The sequence below is a fragment of the Paenibacillus sp. FSL R7-0313 genome (genome assembly GCF_037969885.1).
Taxonomy (GTDB): Bacteria; Bacillota; Bacilli; order Paenibacillales; family Paenibacillaceae; genus Paenibacillus.
In genome coordinates this window covers 144970-168496 of the sequence record NZ_CP150219.1, presented here as the reverse complement: position 1 = coordinate 168496, position 23527 = coordinate 144970, and the positions used below count along the sequence as shown (strand labels likewise).

23 protein-coding genes are annotated in these 23527 nt (G+C 45.2%); 16 read left to right on the top strand and 7 right to left on the bottom strand.

The genetic code is table 11. The annotated features are described in order from the left end of the window. Nucleotides 1-3: 3 nt before the first annotated feature. Both NSQ38_RS00635 and NSQ38_RS00630 read left to right on the top strand, forming a co-directional pair. Entirely contained in the window at nucleotides 4-552 is a 549-nt protein-coding gene (locus tag NSQ38_RS00635; protein ID WP_339786198.1) for a hypothetical protein, read from the top strand. Nucleotides 553-957: 405 nt separating this feature from the next. Next, nucleotides 958-1944 carry a phosphotransferase gene (locus tag NSQ38_RS00630; protein ID WP_339786195.1) on the top strand — a complete coding sequence of 329 codons (987 nt, stop codon included), beginning with the start codon at nucleotides 958-960 and terminating at the stop codon, nucleotides 1942-1944. Between the two features lie 143 nt (nucleotides 1945-2087). Here NSQ38_RS00630 and NSQ38_RS00625 read toward each other — a convergent pair whose 3' ends face one another. Continuing rightward, nucleotides 2088-4328, bottom strand: a complete 2241-nt coding sequence (locus tag NSQ38_RS00625; RefSeq protein ID WP_339786192.1) for an S-layer homology domain-containing protein — start codon at nucleotides 4326-4328, stop codon at nucleotides 2088-2090. A gap of 234 nt (nucleotides 4329-4562) precedes the next feature. Continuing rightward, nucleotides 4563-5165, bottom strand: coding sequence for a hypothetical protein (locus NSQ38_RS00620; RefSeq protein ID WP_339786189.1), 603 nt, complete (start codon nucleotides 5163-5165; stop codon nucleotides 4563-4565). A gap of 347 nt (nucleotides 5166-5512) precedes the next feature. Between NSQ38_RS00620 and NSQ38_RS00615 the strand changes: the two genes are divergently transcribed. The 3 genes from NSQ38_RS00615 (at nucleotide 5513) to NSQ38_RS00605 (ending at nucleotide 7085) form a co-directional block, all read left to right on the top strand. Beyond that, nucleotides 5513-5989 carry a GyrI-like domain-containing protein gene (locus NSQ38_RS00615; RefSeq protein WP_339786186.1) on the top strand — a complete coding sequence of 159 codons (477 nt, stop codon included), beginning with the start codon at nucleotides 5513-5515 and terminating at the stop codon, nucleotides 5987-5989. A gap of 209 nt (nucleotides 5990-6198) precedes the next feature. Beyond that, complete coding sequence (locus tag NSQ38_RS00610) at nucleotides 6199-6648, top strand: hypothetical protein (protein ID WP_076217251.1); 450 nt, start codon at nucleotides 6199-6201, stop codon at nucleotides 6646-6648. Next, complete coding sequence (locus NSQ38_RS00605) at nucleotides 6645-7085, top strand: hypothetical protein (RefSeq protein ID WP_339786183.1); 441 nt, start codon at nucleotides 6645-6647, stop codon at nucleotides 7083-7085. Before NSQ38_RS00610 ends, NSQ38_RS00605 begins: the two co-directional genes overlap by 4 nt. 120 nt (nucleotides 7086-7205) lie before the next feature. On the opposite strand, the gene NSQ38_RS00600 is transcribed toward NSQ38_RS00605, so the two are convergent. Next, nucleotides 7206-7610, bottom strand: a complete 405-nt coding sequence (locus tag NSQ38_RS00600) for a CBS domain-containing protein (RefSeq protein WP_047840578.1) — start codon at nucleotides 7608-7610, stop codon at nucleotides 7206-7208. Nucleotides 7611-7787: 177 nt separating this feature from the next. On the opposite strand from NSQ38_RS00600, the gene NSQ38_RS00595 reads away from it, so the two are divergent. Continuing rightward, entirely contained in the window at nucleotides 7788-9875 is a 2088-nt protein-coding gene (locus NSQ38_RS00595; RefSeq protein WP_339786180.1) for a penicillin-binding transpeptidase domain-containing protein, read from the top strand. A 101-nt stretch (nucleotides 9876-9976) separates the two neighbouring features. Here the strand turns inward: NSQ38_RS00595 and NSQ38_RS00590 are convergent, their stop codons facing one another. Continuing rightward, a complete protein-coding gene (locus tag NSQ38_RS00590; protein ID WP_339786177.1) occupies nucleotides 9977-10732 on the bottom strand; it encodes a class I SAM-dependent methyltransferase in 756 nt (251 codons plus the stop codon). A 278-nt stretch (nucleotides 10733-11010) separates the two neighbouring features. Between NSQ38_RS00590 and NSQ38_RS00585 the strand changes: the two genes are divergently transcribed. The 7 genes from NSQ38_RS00585 to NSQ38_RS00555 all read left to right on the top strand — a co-directional run bounded on the left by NSQ38_RS00585 (nucleotide 11011) and on the right by NSQ38_RS00555 (nucleotide 16575). Next, nucleotides 11011-11427 carry a VOC family protein gene (locus tag NSQ38_RS00585; RefSeq protein WP_091038947.1) on the top strand — a complete coding sequence of 139 codons (417 nt, stop codon included), beginning with the start codon at nucleotides 11011-11013 and terminating at the stop codon, nucleotides 11425-11427. A 162-nt stretch (nucleotides 11428-11589) separates the two neighbouring features. Beyond that, the gene (locus NSQ38_RS00580; protein ID WP_339786176.1) at nucleotides 11590-11766 is read left to right on the top strand and encodes a hypothetical protein; all 177 of its coding nucleotides are present in this window, start codon (nucleotides 11590-11592) and stop codon (nucleotides 11764-11766) included. A 39-nt stretch (nucleotides 11767-11805) separates the two neighbouring features. Continuing rightward, nucleotides 11806-11982: a hypothetical protein gene (locus tag NSQ38_RS00575; RefSeq protein WP_190945045.1), complete on the top strand. Its 177-nt coding sequence runs from the start codon at nucleotides 11806-11808 to the stop codon at nucleotides 11980-11982. A 329-nt stretch (nucleotides 11983-12311) separates the two neighbouring features. Then, nucleotides 12312-13439: an FxLYD domain-containing protein gene (locus tag NSQ38_RS00570; protein WP_339786173.1), complete on the top strand. Its 1128-nt coding sequence runs from the start codon at nucleotides 12312-12314 to the stop codon at nucleotides 13437-13439. A 14-nt stretch (nucleotides 13440-13453) separates the two neighbouring features. Continuing rightward, a complete protein-coding gene (locus NSQ38_RS00565; RefSeq protein ID WP_338591000.1) occupies nucleotides 13454-14602 on the top strand; it encodes a trypsin-like peptidase domain-containing protein in 1149 nt (382 codons plus the stop codon). A gap of 120 nt (nucleotides 14603-14722) precedes the next feature. Next, complete coding sequence (locus NSQ38_RS00560) at nucleotides 14723-15322, top strand: TetR family transcriptional regulator C-terminal domain-containing protein (protein WP_310342720.1); 600 nt, start codon at nucleotides 14723-14725, stop codon at nucleotides 15320-15322. 32 nt (nucleotides 15323-15354) lie between these two features. Further along, nucleotides 15355-16575, top strand: coding sequence for an MFS transporter (locus NSQ38_RS00555; RefSeq protein ID WP_036668281.1), 1221 nt, complete (start codon nucleotides 15355-15357; stop codon nucleotides 16573-16575). A 100-nt stretch (nucleotides 16576-16675) separates the two neighbouring features. On the opposite strand, the gene NSQ38_RS00550 is transcribed toward NSQ38_RS00555, so the two are convergent. From NSQ38_RS00550 to NSQ38_RS00540, 3 genes are all read right to left on the bottom strand, one after another. After that, entirely contained in the window at nucleotides 16676-18085 is a 1410-nt protein-coding gene (locus tag NSQ38_RS00550; protein ID WP_339786171.1) for a glycoside hydrolase family 1 protein, read from the bottom strand. Nucleotides 18086-18127: 42 nt separating this feature from the next. Then, complete coding sequence (locus NSQ38_RS00545; protein WP_339786169.1) at nucleotides 18128-20026, bottom strand: beta-glucoside-specific PTS transporter subunit IIABC; 1899 nt, start codon at nucleotides 20024-20026, stop codon at nucleotides 18128-18130. 184 nt (nucleotides 20027-20210) lie between these two features. Further along, nucleotides 20211-21071 carry a PRD domain-containing protein gene (locus tag NSQ38_RS00540; RefSeq protein WP_339786166.1) on the bottom strand — a complete coding sequence of 287 codons (861 nt, stop codon included), beginning with the start codon at nucleotides 21069-21071 and terminating at the stop codon, nucleotides 20211-20213. 312 nt (nucleotides 21072-21383) lie between these two features. Between NSQ38_RS00540 and NSQ38_RS00535 the strand changes: the two genes are divergently transcribed. From NSQ38_RS00535 to NSQ38_RS00525, 3 genes are all read left to right on the top strand, one after another. Beyond that, on the top strand, nucleotides 21384-21551 hold the full coding sequence (locus NSQ38_RS00535) for a DUF3934 family protein (protein WP_074093608.1): 168 nt from the start codon (nucleotides 21384-21386) through the stop codon (nucleotides 21549-21551). Between the two features lie 166 nt (nucleotides 21552-21717). After that, nucleotides 21718-22149 carry a MarR family transcriptional regulator gene (locus NSQ38_RS00530; protein ID WP_074093609.1) on the top strand — a complete coding sequence of 144 codons (432 nt, stop codon included), beginning with the start codon at nucleotides 21718-21720 and terminating at the stop codon, nucleotides 22147-22149. Between the two features lie 80 nt (nucleotides 22150-22229). Next, nucleotides 22230-23405, top strand: a complete 1176-nt coding sequence (locus NSQ38_RS00525) for an ABC transporter permease (RefSeq protein ID WP_339786164.1) — start codon at nucleotides 22230-22232, stop codon at nucleotides 23403-23405. Nucleotides 23406-23527: the final 122 nt, after the last annotated feature.

Genomic DNA, 23527 nt, shown 5'->3' with positions numbered 1-23527 from the left:
CATATGCGAAAAAATAAATATTTCACATCGGTTACGTCACTCCTGCTGATGGGATGTTTGGTTATGCTGACGGCCTGCGATGTTATAACCGCCCAGAATATTACCAACACCGGTTCTGTGCAAGGCATGAATGGATTCGGCATGCCGAATGGTGGTGGCCTGGGCATGAATGGAGGGACACCGAGAGGTGGAAGGGGCGGCACGGGTATGAATGACCGTACAGGCAGTCCGGACATGACGCAGGGGATGATGAATGCCGACATGATAGGTAGAGTCATTTCTGTGAATGGAAACACAGTCACGTTAGCGTTACTTGAGGTGCAGGATACCTCATCCCCAGGCATGGAATGGAAGGATACCGGAATGGAGATGAAATTAAATATAAGTGATGATGTTGCTATCACGGAAGGCATGGGGACGCCGCGCTCGGGCAGTTCCAGCTCACGTGCGAATTCGTCCATTCAAGTGTCTGATCTTCAAAAAGAAAACATCGTGATGGTGTGGTATAAGGACAACACCGAGACGGTGGAACGGGTGATGGTTGTCCAGTAAAAAATGATGGGATTATCGTCATTTTGTAATTGCTTACATTTGGCTTATCGGCTATTATGGAAACAACTGGTTTTTTGAAGGGAGTGAGCGTCATGAAACGACGGTCTAAGATGGTATGTTCTATCACTACAATGAAGGTAAGCATAAATTGAATAATTCCGGCAGACCATTCAGATACGGTGTGGGACACATCCAGTTTCCCATTCCGATCTGAGATCTGCTGATATATAGGGATATAACTGCTCATTTTTTCTGGCGTATGCGAGTTTATTTGCTTGTGCAAATATCTCATACACTCAGAATTTTTAAAAGCCGCAGGCATAGCCTGCGGCTTTTTGCGCGCAAAAATAGGCATTCGTTGGCTACGAGCAATCCACATGCAATGATTAAAAAGGAGAAATGCCCATGTTAAAATTAAAATATTTATTTCAACATAATGCTCTTGCCGAGATGATTCTAAAGAATTGGAGTTATGATCCTGAGTCGCTGGACATGTTTCAGTATTATCGTATATCCTCCAATGCCGTGTATCCGTTCAGAGATCAGGGAGAAGTGAGATTGCTTCGATTTGCCCCGGTAGAGGAAAAAAATCTAGTCAACCTCAGCGCTGAACTGGAGTTCCTCCGTTATCTTCGAACGAAACAGTATGGAGCCATGGAGCCTGTACCTGCCCATTCAGGGGCAGAACTCGTAGAGGCTCACACCCCATGGGGAGTGTACTATGCTTCCGTATTCAAGCGAGTACCTGGATCGCAGTTAGGAAGTATTGATTTGAGTGATTCCATCCTGTACAGCTATGGTCAGGCATTGGGTGAGCTGCATCATCTATCGCGCGCATTCATGCCTGAGCAGAAGGAGAAACGCTGGACCTATAAGGATGTTTTGAATTGGATGCAGGAGATCTTGAAGGGTTTTCCTGGTGAAACGGCTGCTCTGAACGAGGTGGAGTTTCTCCGAACATATTTTGCGACTTGGCCGATGACCCAGCAAAATTTCGGACTCATCCACTACGATTTTGAATTGGATAATGTCTTCTATGACGAAGATAGCCAGTCTTGTTATGCCATTGATTTTGATGACTCAATGTATCACTGGTACGCGATGGACGTGGAACAGAGTCTGGATAGTTTACGTGAGGAGATCGAGCCTGATCAATGGGAGCAGAAGAAGCAATTGTTCCTGAACGGGTATTGGTCCAAGGCGGGAGAACGTTATGATCTGGAGGATATGTTCCCCGCTTGTCGTCGTTTTGCCAACCTGTACGGCTATGTGCGTATGCTTCGATCTGTTGCAGAGCAGTGGTCACATGAGCCAGAGTGGATGAGCGGACTAAGAGCGAGGTTAGCGAGGATAATGACAGAAAAGGCAGAGCAATTCGGTCATCCGATTTAAAGTCTACACTTAAAAAGTTATATCCACCAACACATTGAACACTAAACATTGAACGTATGTCATGTCTCATATCAAAATCAGTCCTCATAACAAACAAACCAGCTGGGAATTCAATGTAGAATTCCTAAGCTGGTTTTTACATGTTACTCGGTATAATCACTTATCGCAGTTCGCCCCGCCTCTACACTGATCCAGTAGGAATAATCTTCGCGTACGTCCACATAGAGGTTAAGTTCCTTCGCATCAAGGTTACTTACCGTGACTTTAAAATTGCCATAAGCATCTGTTGTAACCTGCTGCGTTTGGATATGCTCTACAGCAGGCGAAGGACCATGGATTTTGATCGGCATCGTCTGGTTGGCATACGCCGGGAACGTACCTTGAAGGACCAGCGTGTGATCGGCAGAATATACAGCTTTCATGGTCTGATCCGGCAGTCCGCCGTTCTTTTCATTCTCGGTAGCTTCAGTGGCATTCTTTGGTCTGCTCCATAGTTCGAAGCCTTTTTCTTTCAGGTTCTGGAGAAAAACAACGGCCTCTGCCCGGGTCAAGGATTCTTGTCCCGCATAACCTTGCACCGTAGCTGCTGTTTTGCCTGAAGAGTATCCCATGTTCAGCAGATACCGGATGGCATCGTCATCCTGGGTATAATTTTTACCGCCAAGCCCCGACACGATTACGGCTACTTCTGTTCGGTTCAAGGCATGATTGCGTATCTTCGGATTCTGTTTGCTGGCATCCAGATTCAGATTCAACGCGGAAGCATAGGTATAATAACGATCACTCCAGATGTTTCCTTTGATAGCTTGTCCCTCTGCAGCATCGATGCTCTGAATGACATGGGAATTCGCATACAGCTTAAACAACATGGAGAGGAATTCGGCTTCACTCACCTGATTGTTGGGTTTGAACGTTCCATCCTCGTATCCACTGACCATCTCCTGTTGAACGGCCCATTGAATGGCATCTTTCGCCCAATGTGTGCGGATATCACTTAATTGGGGAATTCCCGTTACCGTAACAGAGACAACCGCTTCTTTCCCTTCAAAACGAATCCGGATTTCGGCTTTACCGACCTGAAGTCCGACTATTTTTCCATCCTTGATGGCAATGCGATCTGACGTCGTGGTGAAGGAAACGTTAGATTGTGGAACATAGGATGTTCCGTTATCATTCACTGCAGTGATTGAAGGTAGATCAATCTGTTCTCCTGCTCGAACGTTCAGGTTTGGTTGTCCTGGCGTTATACGGGTAAGAGTGGCATCTTGAAGACCGTCAACATGGAAGAAACGTGTGGAGTATGAGATCTCCGCTGCTGTACCATTTTTCTTTTGCAGACCTGTAATTCGAATGTTGAACGTATCGCCGTTCTTTAACAATTGCACATCGTCCGGACGGAAGATGATGGCGTAGCCATATCCATATCCACCTGTCTCTACATTGAAATAGGCTTGATTAAACCATTGTTTATCCGCAGGGTCCACGTTGTAATCACCGGTTGGAAAGCCACTGTTCTGATTCTTGGCATTAAAGGTCCACGTACGTTGATCGGAAGTCCGAGTCATCTCGACCTGTACCTCAGATAGTGATGGTTTCGCGAATACATCTGTATTCAGTTGAACAGACCAGGCCTGTGTACTGCCAAAGGCTTCGATTGGAAATGCGCCCTGATTCGGGAACAGGCTGTAGTTGAACGAAGTTCCACCAGTTCTGCTTTTATCAAATACCTGCATGGCACTATAGTACTGATCATATGTCTTGCCTGCTTCACTACGAGTGGCGAGTCCAAAACCGATTCGTTGCAGTTGTGGGCTCAAAATCCAGCGCCGATGACCGAGTCGATCAATATTGGAGGCGTCTGAATCATTCATGTAGGCCTGTATGCTTTTTGTCAGGACGTTATTCTTGGCACTGCTGGTAACGTACAGATTGGAGCTGCTGGCAGACTTTGAACCGGTGTCAAAGAAATCCTTTGGCATATCTCCTGGCTGCTCTGGATAATGGGACAGGTATCCACCCGTGGAGACCACAACAGCCCCATGCTGGGCTTGACGATTCAAGGTAGGATCAAGGACAAGATCGCCCTGTAGCCCCGTGATAAAACGATAAAAGTTGGCTGCGTTCAGCCCTTGTTCCAGATAGGCGTCACTTACCACACCAGCAGAGTAGGGAGCACTTGTCGAAGGTGTCTCTGTATACAGGGGAGATGTATCATTGCCATTCATCCACTGATTCCACTTTTGAACGATCTCCTGCTGACTTCGCTCAGGCAACAAACTGTCGACCTGTTCCGCATGTGCAGCTTGAGCACCCCATAACAGAAACAGCAGGCCTGCCAAGGGCAGAGCGAACAACGAATGCATTTTATTTTTCCGGTAAACCATGTTTCCAACCCCTCTCATATCTGAACGTACAAAGAACATATGCATGTACAGCATTATGGTATATTCATCGACATTACAGCTGGTTTTGCTTAGAGCCAGACATGGGAAGATAAGGCCGAGCGTATGAAGGAGGGGGGAAATTAGGCAGTTGGTGATTCATCTGTGAAAAAAAGAGCACAGGCTACCCCGCTGATTCGGGACAGCTTATGCTCTTTCTACATATGTATCTACTTTTTAGTCGAGACTCAGGTCGAAATCAGGCTCACACATATAATCTAATGGGTACAGATCATCTCGTGCCGAGATTAATGCACGGAAATGCAGATAAAGATTATTGGGCTGTACCACAATGCCACCAACACGATGGGGCATAAGTTCAGCCACGACGAAGACATCCTCGGCATTGTTACATTTAAAAAGAACATTTTTCGGATGAATGACTTCCTCCAGGTAACTGTATGTCATCACGTGAAATGTTTGTCCGCGCCAGTTTGTCTTGATCACTCTATAGGACTGTGTGCGAACCAGATCCAGATAACGTTCCAGCTGGAACGTATGCTCAAATTGCGTAATGTAACCTTTTTTGTCCACATCAATCGTAAACTCCACATCATAGCTCACATGCATTTCATCTTTATAAGTTCCGTTCATGACCTTCATGTTGTCAAAGTGTGATCCGAATTCCGGATCTTCCACATAGGGAATGGTAACGAGTTCGGGATCAACATGATCTGTAATCTGGCTGTTACTGGAAGGTGGGGTGTAATACTTCGATGGCTGAAGATCAATCGATCCAATCATGCTTCCTGGGAAACCGGGGCTGCAAGTTATTCGCATAGTCATCTCCTTAGTTGTTGGTCAGTATTTAGACGAACGAGTAAGAATAAAGTTGCACCAGAATAAGGCAATGAAGGACGGGAAGAACCCAGTATGTCTATCTCCCAAAACATCGAGCAGGAACGAACGGTAGGCAAGTATTCTTTTAAGTCATGAATCGCACGTCTACTTCTGTTCCTGCTACTTTCATATGAACAGGAGTACTGGCACTATTTCCAATCTACTTACTCTTTTGATACAGTATCGGTAGGACATATCGGAGGTATATATTATGTATGGAACAATGTTTTCATGAATGGGTCATGGAGAACCGTGCCCCGTATCGCTCTCGGAGAGGAGTCCATCTAATGAATGTGAATGAACATGTGATCGAACAACAGTCCCTTACCTTTGTGGGCATCAAACGAACGTTCTCTTGTGTGGATGGTGAGAATTTAAGAGAAATTCCTAAGATGTGGCAGGATGCTTTGGCAGACGGAGTTGAGGAACGTTTAAACGGGTTCAATAACGGAGCTATTCCCGGTCTGGTGGGCATCTGTGTAGATCAGAGAGAGCTGCAGGACAATCAAATGGAGTACTGGATTGCTACCTCTCACTCTGGTGAAGTGCCTGAAGGTTTGGTGTCCATCGAACTTCCCGCGTCCCATTGGGTTGTATTTGAAGCGGATGAATTAAAGCCGGAGGCGATACAACGGTTGTGGCACCATATTATGACAGAGTGGTTTCCTTCCACTTCATATAAGCATGCAGGGATTCCGGAACTTGAAGTGTATAGAGGTCACGGCACACCTCCCCAAATCTGGATACCCGTAAAATCACTATAAGGGGTTGTTCAAAAAGTCCGCTTTTGATTACTAAGGATGCCTGGGGGCATCATCAGCATCGAATATGGAATTCAGCCGAAATGTCCGTTGCTCACGTAGTTATCCCTACGCTCCGCTACTCCATTTCTAGCTTCATCCCATCTTCTCGGTACTGAAAACCACTCTTTTTGAACAGGTATTATAAGCAAAATTGAATTAGGAGGTCTACGATGTTATCCAATAAAGTGATTGATCATTGCCAGGAGCAAGGCTGGTGGCATGAAGATGTTCCAGCAGCATACGAAGAAGCATTGCAAAAGCTGGAGATCGATCTTCAGTCGGATTTCGCACAATTTTATTTACATGCAGAGGATGGACCGACTTTTTACAGCAGGCATCAGGAGTTGTATCAGATCTGCTGGTTTATGGAGAACACCGTATATATGGAAGACATGAATGTAGCACAGCTTACACTGGGACTTCCCGAGGCGTATATTCCACTGGACAGTTTTGAAGGTGAAGGTGGATTTTTCTACAACCGTCAGACGGGAGAAGTGGTGCTGGTGGAACTGGGCGAATCGATTGAACGGTTTCTTAATGGTGAGAGTGAGCCGCAGTGGGCTGATTTCAATGCTTTTCTGGAGTGGTATTTCGTCCTGGAGGAGGAGACGGTGCAATGAAAGATCTGACACCGGAACATGCCGAACTGGAGCGACAAATTGTAGAAACGGTAGAAGCCGGTAATGTGCTGGATGAGACGCAACAACATGAACAAGCACTTATCTATTATGATCAGGCCTGGGGCATGTTGCCCGAGCCTAAGATGGAATGGGAGATTGCAAGCTGGATCGCATCCTGTCATGCGAATGCACATATCGATCTGAAGCAGTATGAACTGGCGAAGCCGTGGGCTGAGAAATCGTTAAGTACGCGGAGTTCGGATAGAAGTACGAGTCCGTTGATCGATCTCGGCATGATCTGCATGAGACTTGAACAGCATGACGAGGCGTATTCGTATCTGCATCAGGCGTATGAGTTCGGCAAAGAGCGGGCATTCCAGGGAAGCCCAAGGGACGTATTGAACTATTATAAGGAAGAGCGCGCCAAGCGTACCTAGATTGATTCCGACCATACCATGAAACAAAAAGGGTACCCCGGTTTGGCCAAACATGACCACAGGAGTACCCTTTCGAGTTGAATATTCGTTTATTACTTATTACAGGATGTTCCACTTCATTTAATCCGAAATGTTACGCGTATAGTATTCAATAATATCCTTACGACGGATAATACCGAGGAAGACACGATCGACATCCACCACAGGCACAAAATTTTGGTCTGCTGCAAGTGTCAGCATATCCTCCATTTCAGCCTCAATGAATACACATTCATTATATACCCGATTGTTAATCTCATGGACTTGAACCTGATCCATCGTATCAAAAGTCAATCCGGGTGTATTTCGCATTTTCCATAACAAATCGCCTTCGGACAGGGTAGCAACATATTTTCCATCCTGGTCAATCACGGGAATGGCGGTGTAGTGTTGCGATTCCAATTGCTCAATAGCATCTTTCATGGAAGCGGTAGACTTGATATAGGCCACTTCGGCTTTGGGGAGTAAAAAATAGCTGATTTCCATCATCGGGCTCCTTTTCAGCCTTTTGCATAGCAAAAAAGCTTTAGTATGTAATCTCACTCTCCTTATTTAAACATATTATGTGAGCTTTCGGCTATTTTTAATGATAAATTCGTCAGATTTGTTTCATTGTTTAAATGGCTCTGGAAATCTATAGTGTATATTAGAGGTGATGTAACCATGAAATCCAAACGTAAATTAATGTACGGACTGCTGCCCATCTTGTTTGCAGGTGGAATCGGAATGTATCTATACATGCAAAATAACAAAGAAGCAGAGGCCAAGCCCCAGACTACCGTGAATCAGTACATAGAGCATCTGCAAAAAAAAGAGTTTGACCAGTTGTACACCTTGATGACACCTGCTTCGCTGCAAGAGTCGGGCATGAACAAGGAACAATTTGTTGAGAAATACAATGCGATCTATTCGGGTATGGAAGTATCCACCGTCAAGGCGGAGGTTAAGCCTGTGGATGTTGCCGAAACGGCTTCCGATGGCAGTAAGACCGATACAGATAAACAAAACCCGGATACGTATGAGGTGGATTATAATCTGCAACTGACAACTTTTTTGGGAGAAGTCAGTGAGACGCATACATTAAAACTGGTCCGGCAGGAGCTTGAGGACGGCAGCAAAAACTGGCAAATTAACTGGCAGCCTTCGCTGATCCTGAATGACATGGTTAAGGGCAGTAAGGTACGAGTGAGGACGCTGTTCCCGGATCGTGGAGACATTGTAGATCGTGATGGTTTGCCACTCGCTACCAAGGGCACGATGAATGAATGGGGCATTGTACCTGAGAAACTTGGTGATAACCCGGACCAGATGATTGCTCGAATCGCGAGCCATTATCAGGTTTCGGAAGATGCCATTCATAAGGCGCTTGCGCAGACATGGGTGAAGCCGGAGTATTTTGTCCCGATTGGTTCAACGGAGGAGTTTGACGTGCCAGAATCTTTAAGCGGGGTTACGATGCAAAGCAAGGAAATCCGTTATTATCCACTCGGTGATGCGGCTGCGCACCTGATTGGTTACGTGCGTAAAGCCACCAAGGAAGATCTGGATAAGGATACGGAAGGGTATTATCGCGCAGAGGATTGGATCGGCAAAGCGGGTTTGGAGCAGTCCATGGAGAAACAGCTGCGTGGTGAACGTGGTGGTCTGATCGAAATCACGGATGAATCCGGTAACTCCCGTTCTGAGCTTATTCGCAAGGATGCTGTAGATGGACAGAATGTTCAGCTGACGATTAGCTCCAAACAGCAAAAGAAATTGTATCAGACATTATCCAGTGGTGGAGACGCAGGTGCAATGGTTCTAATGAATCCGACGGACGGCAACCTGCTGGCGTTGGTCAGTGCACCTTCCTATAACCCGAACAAAATGGTCACAGGACTTACTCAGGCAGAATGGGATGCTTATTCGGCGAATGAGAAGCTTCCTTTTATCAACCGAGTCACTACCCGATACGCACCAGGATCAACCTTCAAAGCAATTACAGCCGCAGCGGGACTGATGGAGAAGGTGACCACAGCGGACAAAACACATGATATCTCTGGCTTGCAATGGCGTAAAGACGATAGTTGGGGCGGCTATTATGTCAAGCGTGTGAAGAGTTTATCCCCGGTTAACATGGTCGATGCTTTGGTGTACTCGGACAATATTTACTTTGCCATGGAAGCGATCGAGATGGGCAGCGCCAAGTTTATTGATGGGATTCAGAAGTTTGGTTTTGGTGATAACTTTGGACTGGATGAAATGTATCTGAAGCCAAGCCAATATGCCAATGAAGCACATCTGGATCTGTCGTCTGAGGTATTACTCGCTGATACGTCTTACGGGCAAGGGGAAATGTTAATGTCCCCGATTCATCTTGCAGCGTCATTTACACCTTTTATTAATGAAGGGAAGCTGGTGAAACCTGTTCTGATCGAGGGAAAAGAAAGCACTAACCCTGAGGTAATTATTACTCCGGAAGCCGCACATACGGTTAAGGATGCTTTGGGAGAAGTTGTTTCCCGGCAGGGAGGCACCGCCCACACCTTGAATTCAATTCCTGGAGGACTCGCGGGCAAGACGGGAACAGCGGAGCTGAAAGCGAAGAAGGGAGAGAAGGGGCAGGAAAACGGATTTTTCGTAGTATTTGATACTGATTCTCCGACCTTCCTGTTATCAGCTGTAATTGAAGAGGTGAACGGCCGAGGTGGAAGCCACTATGTCGTGGATAAATTAAAGCCTTTTTTGGAAAAGTTGGAGATTACGCAGTAACTCCGATTTAATATATAGCTTCGCAAGCATAATTTAAAGACCCGGTCACCATGTTATCGTTCTCACATGTGACCGGGCCTTTTTTGGTTTCATTTTATCATTTATTTCCTTGCAGTGATCATGAAGCGTGCCGAGTTGGTACGAATGCCCTTCTCGTCGTGATTTTCTTTCACAGACTGCTGGAATCGCTCGAAGTCAGTGTCTACCTTTCCGAAATCAGGAATGATGGGTGCATGGGTTAGGAGAAACATCAAATCTTCGGGTGTAGCGTAATGCTCCACCACATTATATTCACTGGCCTGAATGTCATGGAAACCTGCTTTTTGAAGTTCATGTTTGTACCGTTCCATCAATGTACCAGGTTGAATGCCAAGGCTCTGTCCACGGCCAAAAGCTTCTGAAATGTTGGATTTATCGTGTTCGCTGACCTGCTGGGTTAGAAATATCCCGCCATCAGCAAGAACCCTGAATACTTCTGAAGCAGAGAATCCGGAGTGTCTGGAGGATACCACATCAAAGAAGTAATCTGGAAATACCAGTTTCTCTGCGTCCATATGCAGAAAGCGTACATTGGGATGAGCTCCCGCAGTCAGAAGATTATGCTGTGCGGTTTCAATCATTCCTTGAGCGAGATCAATTCCCACCAGTAATAAGGCATCTTCCGCAATGGATAGAATAGCTTCTCCGCCACCTGTTCCAATATCCAGCAACAGATCGGACGATCGCGTATGGCGAACAACTTCCTTATAGAAGTTCCATCCGATTTTCTCCGAGACAACGTTCATGGAGCTGAAGTTCCAGCCATTCGTCCGGCCTACTCGTTCATAAAAGTCAGCGTAATCTATTTTGTTTTTCATTTTCATATTCCTCCAATGTGAGTTTGTTTGAACAGGACAAGAGAGTTGTGCCAAATCGTTCTAGTGTAAATGGTCTAATAGGATCAAATGGGCAGACGTATCCCTTGATAGCTGGTACGCGTTTTGACCCAGCCCGACGACTAATTACTTCGAACAATACGGAGCAACATCCGTGTCACCTCACAAGTTGGAATGTCTCCATTATATTCAATTGACAGCGTATTCGCGAGGTGTTATTTTGAGGTGGAATCTATTCTATGAGTTCGAGGTGATCGATGGTGGCTATTCGTGCTAAGCAGATTTTTGTCAATTTACCTGTTCAAGATTTGAAGAAATCGGTTGAGTTTTTTACCAAGGTGGGGTTTGAGTTTGACGCCAATTTTACGGACGAGTCTGCTACTTGTATGATCATTGGGGAAAATATTTATGCCATGCTTTTGGTGGAGGAACGTTTCCAATCCTTCATCTCGAAAAAAATCTCCAATGCTGCTGATACAACCGAAGTCATCGTTGCCCTGTCTGTAGATAGCCGTGAGCAGGTAGATTCGATTGTACAAGCTGCCCTTGATGCAGGAGCGAAGCCATCCAACGAACCACAGGATCATGGATTCATGTATGGATGGAGTTTTCAGGATCTGGATGATCATCTGTGGGAAGTCTCCTATATGGATCTAAGCGCTTTTCCTTCGGCGTGACAAAATGAAAATAAGTAGAACCTTCCTATAGTATAATAGGAAGGTTTTTTGCATCTTTTCTTCATCCATTTATTATCGGAAGTATGCATTCACACATCCCCATGGACATGGACATGAATAGGATAACCCGAGCTTGTTAAAAACGATCACAGGGAGATGACCATGATTCGTTCAAACGTGAAAAGTTATCGCTATCGTATTGGTAAAAAGCAATATATCGTAATCCAGATTCACCAAACGGCGAAGGGCTATGCTGACTCAGGTAACGTACTTGCAAGTAATGCAGTTAACGTGCAGATTCTGAAACAGAAAGGTCGCCGTTCTTCTCGCAGACGTTAGTCTGGCAGCAGAGAAGAGAAGTAGGGAGGGGGATGAATAATGAGTACACGCAAAAAGAAAGCAAAACAAGTTAACCGGGTGGACGTGGACAAAAGCCGTTTGAAATTCCAAGCACGACAGTCAGCCAAAGCTTCGGTTGGACAGGGCGGTAATGCATTCGCGATCAATGCCAACGAACTGGGCAACATCCGGGTGCGCGCAGGACAGCAGGGCTGAACAGGAGGAGATACCGCGTGTCGGTATCTCCTTTTTCGTTTATGGAAACACGCACAGAATTTATCCGGATTACATATGGTGTATTTTACCTTTTTGCTATATGATAAGTGTCGATTCCTGTTGACACTAAGTATCGAAAGATGCCTAAAGCTGATGTACTAAAAAGTTAGAAGGTAAGTATACATACGTTTCTTTTTGATGGAGGGATTAGGATGTATTGTCACATATGTGGGACCAAAAGTAGTCCTGGGGATAGTACGTGCAGAAAGTGTAACACAAAACTGAAAGATGCAAGCTCCACAGAGGAACAGATCTGGGCGGAAACAGCCGTGGGTTTGGAAAAAAGAACAGAAGAAACAGCCGAATTATTATCCCGGCAGCAACAGCCTGCACCCAGACAGAGCAACACCAGTCAAGGCCGCGCATTTAGTTGGATCATTCCACTGCTACTTGCAGCCGTGATGGGGGCTTTACTAACGTTCTACTACAAGCAGGAGATGAGTATTAATGCGGAGGTGAAAACTCTGCATCAACAGGCGGAACAAGCTGCACTAGAGGGGAAATATAAAGAGGCTCTTCAGCTGCTGGACAGCGCTCTAACGAAACGACCGAACTATGATGCACTTATACAGGATCGGCAAATTACGGCGAAAGCGTTCAATCTGATGAATCAGTTGGATGAGGCATCCATAAGTCTGAAGACAGGAAAGCTGTCCGCAGGAGACAAGACCATTCAAGCTGTAGCCAAAGCGTTGATGGAGCGGGAAGAACCTGTTTTTGCCAAAGTGCGTGCCGCATTCAACAACAGAAAGGTAACGCTGGCCGTATTGAAGGTGAAAAAGGAAATCGACAGTTTGACAACAATTGAGGCACTAGCTGAGAAGCTGGATACCGTATCAAACTTGAAAGGCAAGGAAGCTGAGACGGTAGAGAAGCAAATTGTCGACAAGCTCGCAAGCATAAGTTATAAAGAGGCGGAACAGCAAGTAAAGCAAAAGAATTTCACAACTGCTTTACAAACGGTCGACCAGGGATTGTCCTATGCTCCGGAAAATGAAAAACTGACTTCGTATCGTGAACGGGTGCTCAGTGAAAAAAAGGCATTTGAAAAAGCGGAAGCGGATCGCATTCAATTGGCGGAGCAACAGGCTGCAGAAGAAGATCTGATGAATCGAACGGCGGCAGTAAGTGTCGTGAACGTTGATGCGACGCTTGATATGTACGGGGATCTTTATATTAGCGGTTCATTGATCAATAATGCAACTCGTCCGATCTCTTCCGTTACAGTTTTGATTGATATTTATGATATAGACGGTGTATACCTGGGCCAAACTTATGCAGATGTGTATCCAAGCTGGCTGGATGTAGGTGAAGAAGGTTTCTTTGAAACCTATTATTATGGTGTGTACGAGGAAGCGGAAATCTCTGTTGTGAATGCAACGTGGTATCTCGAATAGGGGGACAGGTTGGAATGGCCAAACGAACATGGAGTACGATCATATCCAGTGCTATTATCATTGGTGCTGGAGCAGGAGGCGTGTTCTGGATACACCAGCATTCAGCAGATCAGTTGCAGGATGGGCCCAGACTGGCAGTTGTTGCCGCTAAGGAAACGGAAAATGCGGCAGCGACGACTGCCTCCAAGCAACCTGTGAAGAAGACACGCAAACAGATTATAGAAGAAAGCCAGAAGAAAGTGGTAACGATCGAGAGTAGCAGCGGATTGGGCTCCGGTTTTATCTACAATGATCAGGGAGATGTCGTGACCAATGCGCATGTGGTGGAGGGGGCGAATGAAGTAACTATTCGGACCTTGAACCATGAGGAATACAAGGGGACGGTTATTGGTATTGGGGATGAAACAGACGTAGCTGTAGTCAGGGTTCCTGATTTGAAAAAAATTAAGCCGTTAATCATCGCCAAATCCAAAGCTGAGACCGGAGACGAGATTCTGGCATTGGGTAGTCCACTTGGGCTAGAGAACACCGTAACAACCGGAATCATCAGTGGATTGGGGCGTAGCTTTGAAATAGCGCCTTACATCTATAGTAACCTCTATCAGATTTCTGCACCAATAACACATGGCAACAGTGGTGGACCACTCATTAGTGCGGAGACTGGTGAAGTGATCGGCATTAATTCGGCGGTCGTGGAACAGGAAGGGGGAATAGGATTCAGTATCCCTATGACTAGTGTGCTCAAGCAGGTGCAGGCGTGGTCCAAAAATCCTTCTGGCACAACGTCGGTACGGACGGCTGGAGATACTAACTTGGGTTCAGCCACTAAGACATTGCAAGCAGAAGGAATTGTAACGGACTTTTATACAAGCCTTAATCTGAGTGATTATGTCACCGCTTATGCACTGCTCGGAAGCGAGTGGCAGAGTGCTACAACATATGCCAAGTTCAGAGAAGGATATCTGAATACAAGTGAAGTGACCATCAGTGAGGTGTCCTCAGTCAATAAAGGCGATGACGAGATGGAAGTGAAGGCAATGATTACAGCAAATGAACGCAAGGATGGGGAATATATACTATCGCAATATCGGGTCGAGTATCAATTGGGTTATGAGAATGGTCAACTGAAAATATTGCATGGTAAAGGTAAAAAAGTGAAATGATTGTGGAGGGAGAGTTGGCCTATGTGCCAACTCTCCTTTTTGATTGCTTATATTCGATGTATCTGTTAAAATACAGAACGAATGTTCAGTATGTATGGGACGGAGTGAAATGGAATGAATATGAATAAAAAGCAACTTCAAACCGAGCAGACCAAGAAGAAACTTGCGGATGCTTCCAAAGCCCTTTTTGTACAAAAAGGTTATAAAGCAACGTCCATCGAGGATATTGTAGCTGCGACGGGCAGCAGCAAAGGCAATATATATTACCATTTTAAAAGTAAGGAAGGTCTGTTCCTCTATCTAATCGATGAGTGGGATCGGGAGTGGGAAGAGAGCTGGGCGGCCAAAGAACATCTCTACCGCACCTCTACGGAGAAGATTTACGGCTTGGCGGAACAATTAGTGCTGGATGATATGAATCACCCGCTGACGAAGGCAGCTGATGAGTTCTTCACAGGGGAAAAGAAAGAAAATGATATTGAGGAGCGGATCTCCTTAATGTTTGAGCGGCATATTCAATTTAATAAACAAATGATAGAGCAAGGCATTGAGAGCGGTGAGTTCAAAGCAGACAATGTAGATAATCTCGCGCTCATATTGGAAAGTACCATTATTGGTCTTAGTCAGATGTCACGGGGCATGGAGCCAGATCAGGCTCTTGCGTTATACCGCCAGGCCGCCAGTGTATTCTTACATGGGATTGCAAAAGATAAAGATTAAGCAACATTTTGACAACTACGGAGGATGGAATCATGGCATTACTTACACGGAACAGGGGCGCACTGCTGCTGTTAATGTTTAATATTTTTCTTGTTTTTACAGGTATTGGTCTGGTTGTGCCGATCATGCCTGCGTATATGGATCTACTGCATATCACCGGATTCACGGTTGGATTGCTTGTAGCGGCATTTTCCTTCACCCAGTTTCTGTTCTCCCCGCTTGCGGGTCGTTGGTCGGATACGTGGGGACGTAAAAAAATTATCGTTGGCGGCATGCTGATCTTTGCCGTATCGGAGTTTATGTTTGGTGCGGTCAATGCACCAGTCTTGCTCTTCGCAGCCCGGATGTTAGGCGGTATTGGTGCGGCGATGATCTTCCCGGCAGTTATGGCATACACTGCGGATATTACAACAGAGGAAGAACGTGGCAAAGGTATGGGCTTGATTAATGCAGCGATTACAACCGGATTTATCATCGGTCCGGGAATTGGCGGGTACATTGCGGACTTTGGCATTCGAATTCCGTTCTACGCCGCTGGGGTTGCCGGTTTGCTGGCATCCATCATTACATTGATTATCTTGCCTGAATCTACGCGAAGCACAGGAGAACAAAGTAAACCTATCCCTGGCTTAACGAAGGTCAAAGCTCCAGGTATGGTATCCCAATTGCTGAATTCATACCGTGAACCATACTTTTTTAGTTTGATCATCGTGTTTGTTATGGCATTTGGTCTGGCGAACTATGAGACGGTATTTTCACTATTTGTGGATCACAAGTTTGGTTTCACGACCAAAGACATTGCATTTATCATTACATTTGGTTCGATCGCGGGTGCGGTTGTGCAAGTATCCCTGATCGGTTGGTTACTCAATCGGTTTGGTGAAAAAATGGTTATATCGGTCTGTCTGTTATTTGTAGCCGTATTTGTACTGTTGACCTTGTTTGTAAGTACGTACTGGATGATTCTTGTCGTAACGTTTATCGTCTTTCTGGGTATGGATATTTTACGTCCGGCGATCAGTACACAGATGTCCAAACTGGCACAAGAACAACAGGGCTTTGTAGCCGGACTGAACTCGGCGTATACCAGTTTGGGGAATATCGCAGGTCCAATCGTAGCTGGAGCACTGTTCGATGTGAATATTAACTATCCTTATGTTTCAGCAGCAGCCGTTCTGGCGATCTGTTTCCTGTTATCCCTGCGGGTACTCAGAGGGGCCAAAGCGGTAAAGCAACCGAAGGCTGAAATGTAATTCTATAATTTGAAAAGAAGTACTTTAATACGAAAAAACAGTCGATCACACCTAACGTGTGGTCGACTGTTTTTTATTATGATATTAAAGGATTACAGTATTAACGGATTTCTCCATTCGTTTCAATCAGTTTTTGATACCAGTGGAAACTCTGTTTGCGGATACGTCTCAATTCCTTGATATCGAATTCCTCACGATCCACATAGATGAATCCATAACGTTTGCTTGATCCTTGATGTGTGCTAACCAGATCGATCGCAGACCAAGGGCAGAAGCCAAATACATCCATGCCGTCCGTGATCGCCAGTTGAATCTGATCGATATGTTTCTTGAAGAACTCAATACGATACGGATCGTTAACCACGTCGCCTTCCTCCAGTTTATCAAAGGCACCCAGACCATTTTCCGTAACAATCAATGGCAGGTGGTAACGGGAGTAGATCTGGCGAAGGGTAGAGCGGAAGCCGACCGGATCAATTTCCCAGCCAAACTCCGTTTTTTGCAGATTGGGATTCACAGATCCTCTATATGCGCCCGGTTCACCTACGATTTCATGCTGATCTCCTGTATGGGAGAAGTCATTACCATCGTTCAGACTTTCACCAACCGTTTGAGAAGTATAGTAGTTAAACGCAATAAAGTCAGGGTTTCCTTGCGCCAGGATATCCATATCTCCGTCTTCAATGACAGGCGTATATCCTTTCTCTTCGAGATAACTCCAGGCAATATGATTATAACGTCCATATACCGCCATATCGAGATAGAGCCAGTTACGAATGGCAGCATAGTTATCAGCCGCGAGTGTGTCTTCTGGTTTGGAGCTCGCCGGGTAAATTACACCGATATTAGGAGCTGGGCCAATTTTGGCTTCAGGCAGCATTTCATGACATAGCACCATGGCTTTAGCTTGAGCAACCAGCATGTGGTGATTTTGCTGATACAGTGTTTTTTGCGGATCAACAAGTGTTGTATCCAGTGTCCCCAGAGAGCCGGGATGCAGGATCAGCATGTTTTGTTCATTGATGGTCAGCCAATATTTGACCCGATCTCCGTAGTTCTCATAAAGGGTCTTGGCATATTGTTCAAAAGCATCAATCGTTGCACGGTTGGACCAGCCACCTTTTTCTTCAAGTGCATAAGGAAGATCGAAGTGATACATCGTCACAATGGGTTCAATACCGTATTTAATTAACTCATTAATGAGAGAATCGTAAAAGGCGAGCCCCTTCGGATTAACCTCACCCGCTCCTTGCGGATAGATGCGTGTCCATGCGATGGAGAAGCGGTAGGCTTTAAAGCCCATTTCGGCGAGCAACGCCACATCTTCTTTGTACATATGATAGTGATCACTGGTTACCTTGAAGTCGGTTACGCCTTCCACATGATTGCCCATGTCGATGACAGAAGGGCCTTTGCCATCTTCATTCCAGGCTCCCTCGATCTGATAGGCAGAGGTTGAACCTCCCCAGAAGAAATCTTTAGGAAATGGTTTCAGTTGAGTATGTTTCATGGTTAGTTCCTCCTAAGTTGAATTCATAATATATAAGTTGGGTCAGACAACGAGAGTCAGCAGGACATCATTTTTCTGTACCTGTTCCTGAGTCGTTTCGAACACATCTACTTCTTGCTGCGTTAGGGTCACAATGACAGGTGTTACGGTTTCGTATCCGGCTTCCTTGATCTTATCGATGTCAAACTGGATCAACAGATCGCCCTGTCTGACGATATCCCCTTCCTGAACGACAGGAGAGAAGTGTTTTCCTTTCAGTGCTACTGTGTTGATGCCAATATGAATCAGGATTTCCGTCCCTGCGTTGGTGGTTAGTCCAATGGCATGTCCGGTCGGGAAGAGGGAGGTGACGACACCATCCACGGGAGCAACAACTTCGCCAATCTCAGGGACAATGGCCAAACCTTTACCCATGGCACCAGTCGAAAAAGCCGGGTCATTAATGGTACTCAGTGCTACGGCTTCACCTGTAAGTGGGCTATAAATTTGTTCTTTCTTGATTTCTGTTGTTTTGGTCTCAGGTACGACAGGAAGCTCTACCGGCGTACTTTCAGCAGATGTGCTGGAGACAGATTCATTTTTCTCGGAAACTGTGTCTTTCGTTTTGCTTTCATAACCAAACATCACCGTTAATACCGCGGCTACCGCAAAGGAGCAGGCAATTGCAATTACGTAGACAACCGTTGGTGTATAGACAGGAATGGCAAATATATTGTGGAACACATAAGCAGTCATTTTAACACCAAAGTGACCATTGATGGCACCGCCGATCGCACCTGCGATAACCACGATAGGAATCACACGTTTATAACGCAGGATCAGACCGTATACGATTGGTTCAGTGACTCCTGCAAGTAAACCTGTAAGGCTGGTCGAGCCAGCAAGAGTGCGCAGGGTTTTGTTTTTTTTCGCTTTCAGGAAAATACCGAAGGCTACACCGATTTGTGCAAATACAGCTGCAGCAGCCATGGCTTCAATTGGATCGCCGCCAACCCCGATATTCTGTATCGTGATTGGAGTGAAGCCCCAGTGGAGTCCGAACACAACCATGAAGGTCATGAATCCACCCAGTACAACCCCTGATAATATACCGCTGACGCCAATGAGCCAAGTTACGCCGGAGGAGATCCAGTCACCTACCGTAGTGCCGAATGGTCCAAAGGCCATTGCGGACAGCGGAACCATAATCATCAGAGCAATCATCGGTACAAGGAACAATTGCAGGTCTTTCAAAATGATTTTCTTGAGTAACTTATCGAGAACAGCGTAGATACTAATCGATATGAAGATTGGGAATACGCTGGCTGAATAATTCATCATGACAACCGGTATACCCAGGAACGATACATCTGAGCCTTTATCCATCAGTCCGGTGAAGTTCGGCTCCATCAGAGCGGCACCAATTACACCAGCTACATAAGGATTGGCTTTCAGCTTCATACCCAGTGTGATGCCGAGGAAAATGGGCAAGAAATAAAATACAGCGTTGCCGGCAGCAGATAAAATCAAGTATGTGTCACTTGTATCCGACATCCATCCGAGCATGGTCAGGACAGTCAGCAAAGCTTTTAGCATACCTGATCCTGCCATAGCCGGGATTAACGGCGAGAAACTTCCCGATATAATTTCAAAAACTTTGGATAATAGCGAGGTTTTTTCTCCTGTGGACTCAGCCGATGAGGAGGAATCTCCTCCGAAATCCCGGTTTTTCATGATCTCCGCATATACATGAGCCACGTTACTACCGATGACAACCTGGAACTGGCCGCCGCTTTCGACAACGGTAATAATGCCTTCATGCTTCTCAAGCGTTTCACGTTCGGCCTTTTTCGAATCTTTCAGGTCGAATCTCAGCCGGGTCGCACAGTGGACAAGACCATTGATATTGGCTTCTCCGCCGACGAGACGAACGATGTCATCCCCCATTTTTTTATGATTCATGTTCATTCTCCTTTGTTGTTAAGATTGCCTGAAAACAAAAAAATACCTAAACGAATGGCTATGATCATCGGAAAGATGATCTGTTGCCAATCATTTAGGTATCGCCTGCTTGAGCAGTAACAATCCTTGTCGTTAAGTTGTGAGACCTACTATATCTGACGCCGAAATCGTTTGCAAGCTTTTTTTATTCCACGTCAAGCAAATCGTTACGGGAAGTGACACGTTGAATATGGATCGTCAAATACACCTTTTCATCAATGGACATGGCACTTTCAAACTTATCTTCAAGGTACTGATTGATCCGTTGTGTGCACTCAAAAGCCTTGCTATATTTGTCCTTCACCTGCTCATACAGAAAGTTATCTCCTGAAGCAAATTGCTCCTGTTCATTACTCAACATTCGCTGCACAAAATATTGAAGATGGGTAATAAACCGGGAATAATTAAATGAATTTTCATCCAGGGCGATGTAGTAATGGTTGGTCACAATGTTGAAGATATCATCAATTACTTCAGTGATTTCAACGGTTTGTTTCATGCCTTGAGCATCTTGACGAGCGTTAACAAAATGCATCGCAATAAAGCTGGCCTCATGTTCATCCATCTGGATGCCGAATTGTTCCTGGATCAGCTCCACAGCGTTCATGCCAATCCCAAATTCCTTTTTGTAAAACTTCTTGATCTGCCACAAAAGGGAATTTTTCAGCCCGACGGATTTACGGTACCGGGTAATGGCAAACTGAATATGATCAATCAATGAGATATAGATATTATCACTAAAAATATCGCCCATTTCCTGTTTGGCATGGCCTACAATTTCGTCTGCTAACTTCAAATATTCGACCGACGTTTCCCCAATCAGATCGATTAATTTTTGCGGTATTTTATCCGATTTCAGCACAAAGGTTTTTTCGATTTTATCCTCATCCACGGGCTGTCCATTTTTCTTTTTGAAGCCAAGACCGTTGCCAATGACAACAAATTCGTGACCAACCTGGTTCTCAGCCCGGATGACATTGTTGTTAAAAATCTGACGGATGATCATATATGTGTTTCACCTCAATTGGTCGTAATAATAACAAAAAACCCAAACTAAGGCTTAATAGACAGCCTTGGTTTGGGTATCGCCTGCTTACCAGTAACAATCCCGAAGAAGACGCAGCTTCCTCTTTCAATTATGTCCACTATACCGCTTTCATAACAGAATAACAATACAATGATTTATGGAAATGGACGTAAAGGCGTGGATTTTTGGTATAATAAGAAATGCTGGAAGTGAATTAGATGGGCTGGGTTGCATGATAAGTTACCGAGGACGGTCATTTTTAAGCATATACAGGATTATTGGAGTGATAACATGAGCAATGCAAAAGGAAAAGGCGGCACCGGCCGTGGTACGGGTAAAAAAGGCTGGAACCGTTGGCAAGCCGCTGCTAACCGGGCGAAAAGTGCCCCGAAGCCTTATAAAAGCAAAGGTACCAAGAAGAAGGACGATACCGAAACTTCAAGTGGCAAGCCCGAGTAAGTGTGGCTTGACGATGCCAGAGGAGAGAGCTGCCTGACTATCGGGTGGGTCTCTTTTTGCTTGAAAAGATAAAAAAATTAAATTGACAGTATTGTAGATATGGTAATAATATAGAGCTTACGCAAATTAGATGGTAGTGCTACTATATAGAGAAAGGAGCATCAGCATGCCTGTTAATATGGATGAAAATCCACTTGGACTGATTCTGTCACGGACGTATCTGGCATACAAAAAAACAACAACCAGAAATCTGAGTGAACAGGATATTACGCCGGAACAATTTGCAGTTCTGAATGAATTGAGCAAGGCTGGAAGCCATATATCACAGAAAAAACTGGCTGAATTAACAGTGCGGGACCAGACAACGGTAGGCAAAATCATAGACAAGTTGATTCGCAAAGGTCTGGTGACAAGAGAAGAAGATCCACAGGACCGCAGAGCGGTTTTGCTTTGTTTGACGGCGGAAGGACTGGAAATGAATAACGTTCTGACACCTAAGTCAAAAAAGCAAGAGCAAGAGGCACTCGCCGATTGTTCCCCTGAAGAGCTTGAAGCATTTATGAATGTGATGAATCGGATCTACGAAAAGATGAAATAAATTTTTTTGGTCTAATATGTGCATGTGCATATATATGTAGTGCAATTATTTTAATTTTAACTAATGGGAGTCGTGAACGAATGAAAAGCTTCAAAGATTTTCTTAAAGTGCCACAGACAAAAATAGGGTTGGTTTTTGCATTGATTGTTCCGCTGTTATTTGTTGTGATCTGGATGACGGGTTATCATCAAGCCACGGAGAGAGTGGATCAACTTCAAGTAGCGCTGGTGAACGAAGACGGGACACAGGGAACAGAGGTGCAGAAGCAGATTGAAACGCTCGCGCCTTTCCATGTCAATGTACTGGATTCTGCCCAGGAAGCCGAGAAACAGATGAATGCAGGTAACTATGCGATGGTTATTGTTATTCCGGAAGGATTCACTGACCGGATTGAAGGCGGTACAGAGACGAGTTTGTCCTTCTATATTAATCAGGGAAATGCTGATGTAGCCAAATCCATTGTGGAACACGCGGCGACTGGAATGACTGCACAAATGGGACAAGGGATTCTGGAGTCCAAGGTTCAAGTCACCCTTAACCAGGATAGTATCAACAACGATGAGTTGAGTGCAGCTATTGGACAAGCGATGGCAAAGATGAATGAAGGGCCTGTAAAGGCTGAAATTAATAAAACGAACAGTGTGAGTGATTTTGCTACATCGATGCTTCCCATGATTCTGGGTTTTATCACCTACATTGCTGCGATGACTATGAACATTCAGTTTAATATTACGTCGAATATGATGAAGCGTACCCATTCCAAATGGGAAATCTTCTGGGGACGGCAAATGCTGTTATTGTGTATAGCAGTGATCGTTCCTCTAATAGTGGATACAGTTGCTCTTCTGTTCACGGATGTGGCGAGCTCCTTCGGCGCGTTGTATCTGTATCATGTGCTGGTGAGTCTGGCGTGTATCTGTTTTACACAGATGAGTTTTGCCCTGTTTGGCAATGCAGGCCCTCTATTTAATGTTGCGATGGTTCCACTCCAGTTGATGACAGCAGGAAATATCATTTCAGCCGAGATGCTGGCGCCATTCTACCGTTATATCGGTAACTTTCTGCCCGCTTCAAATGGGGTACAGGGATTTATGCGTTTGATCTATAGTGGAGAGGCAGTAGGTGGATACATGGTTCATCTTCTATTGATCTCCATTATTACGTGGGGAATTACGTTGCTGCGAGTTGGCATGCAAAAAGCAGGTAATGGACAGCTGACGATGACGCCTCCAGCATCAGCACAGGCACAACATTAAGAGTTTCCTTCTATATATAATGTAATAACACACAAGAAAGTGGTTCACGTATAGTTATATGCGTGCATCATTTTTTTTGTGTATCTTCTATAATACCTCTACTTATACTCGTGGTAACTTAC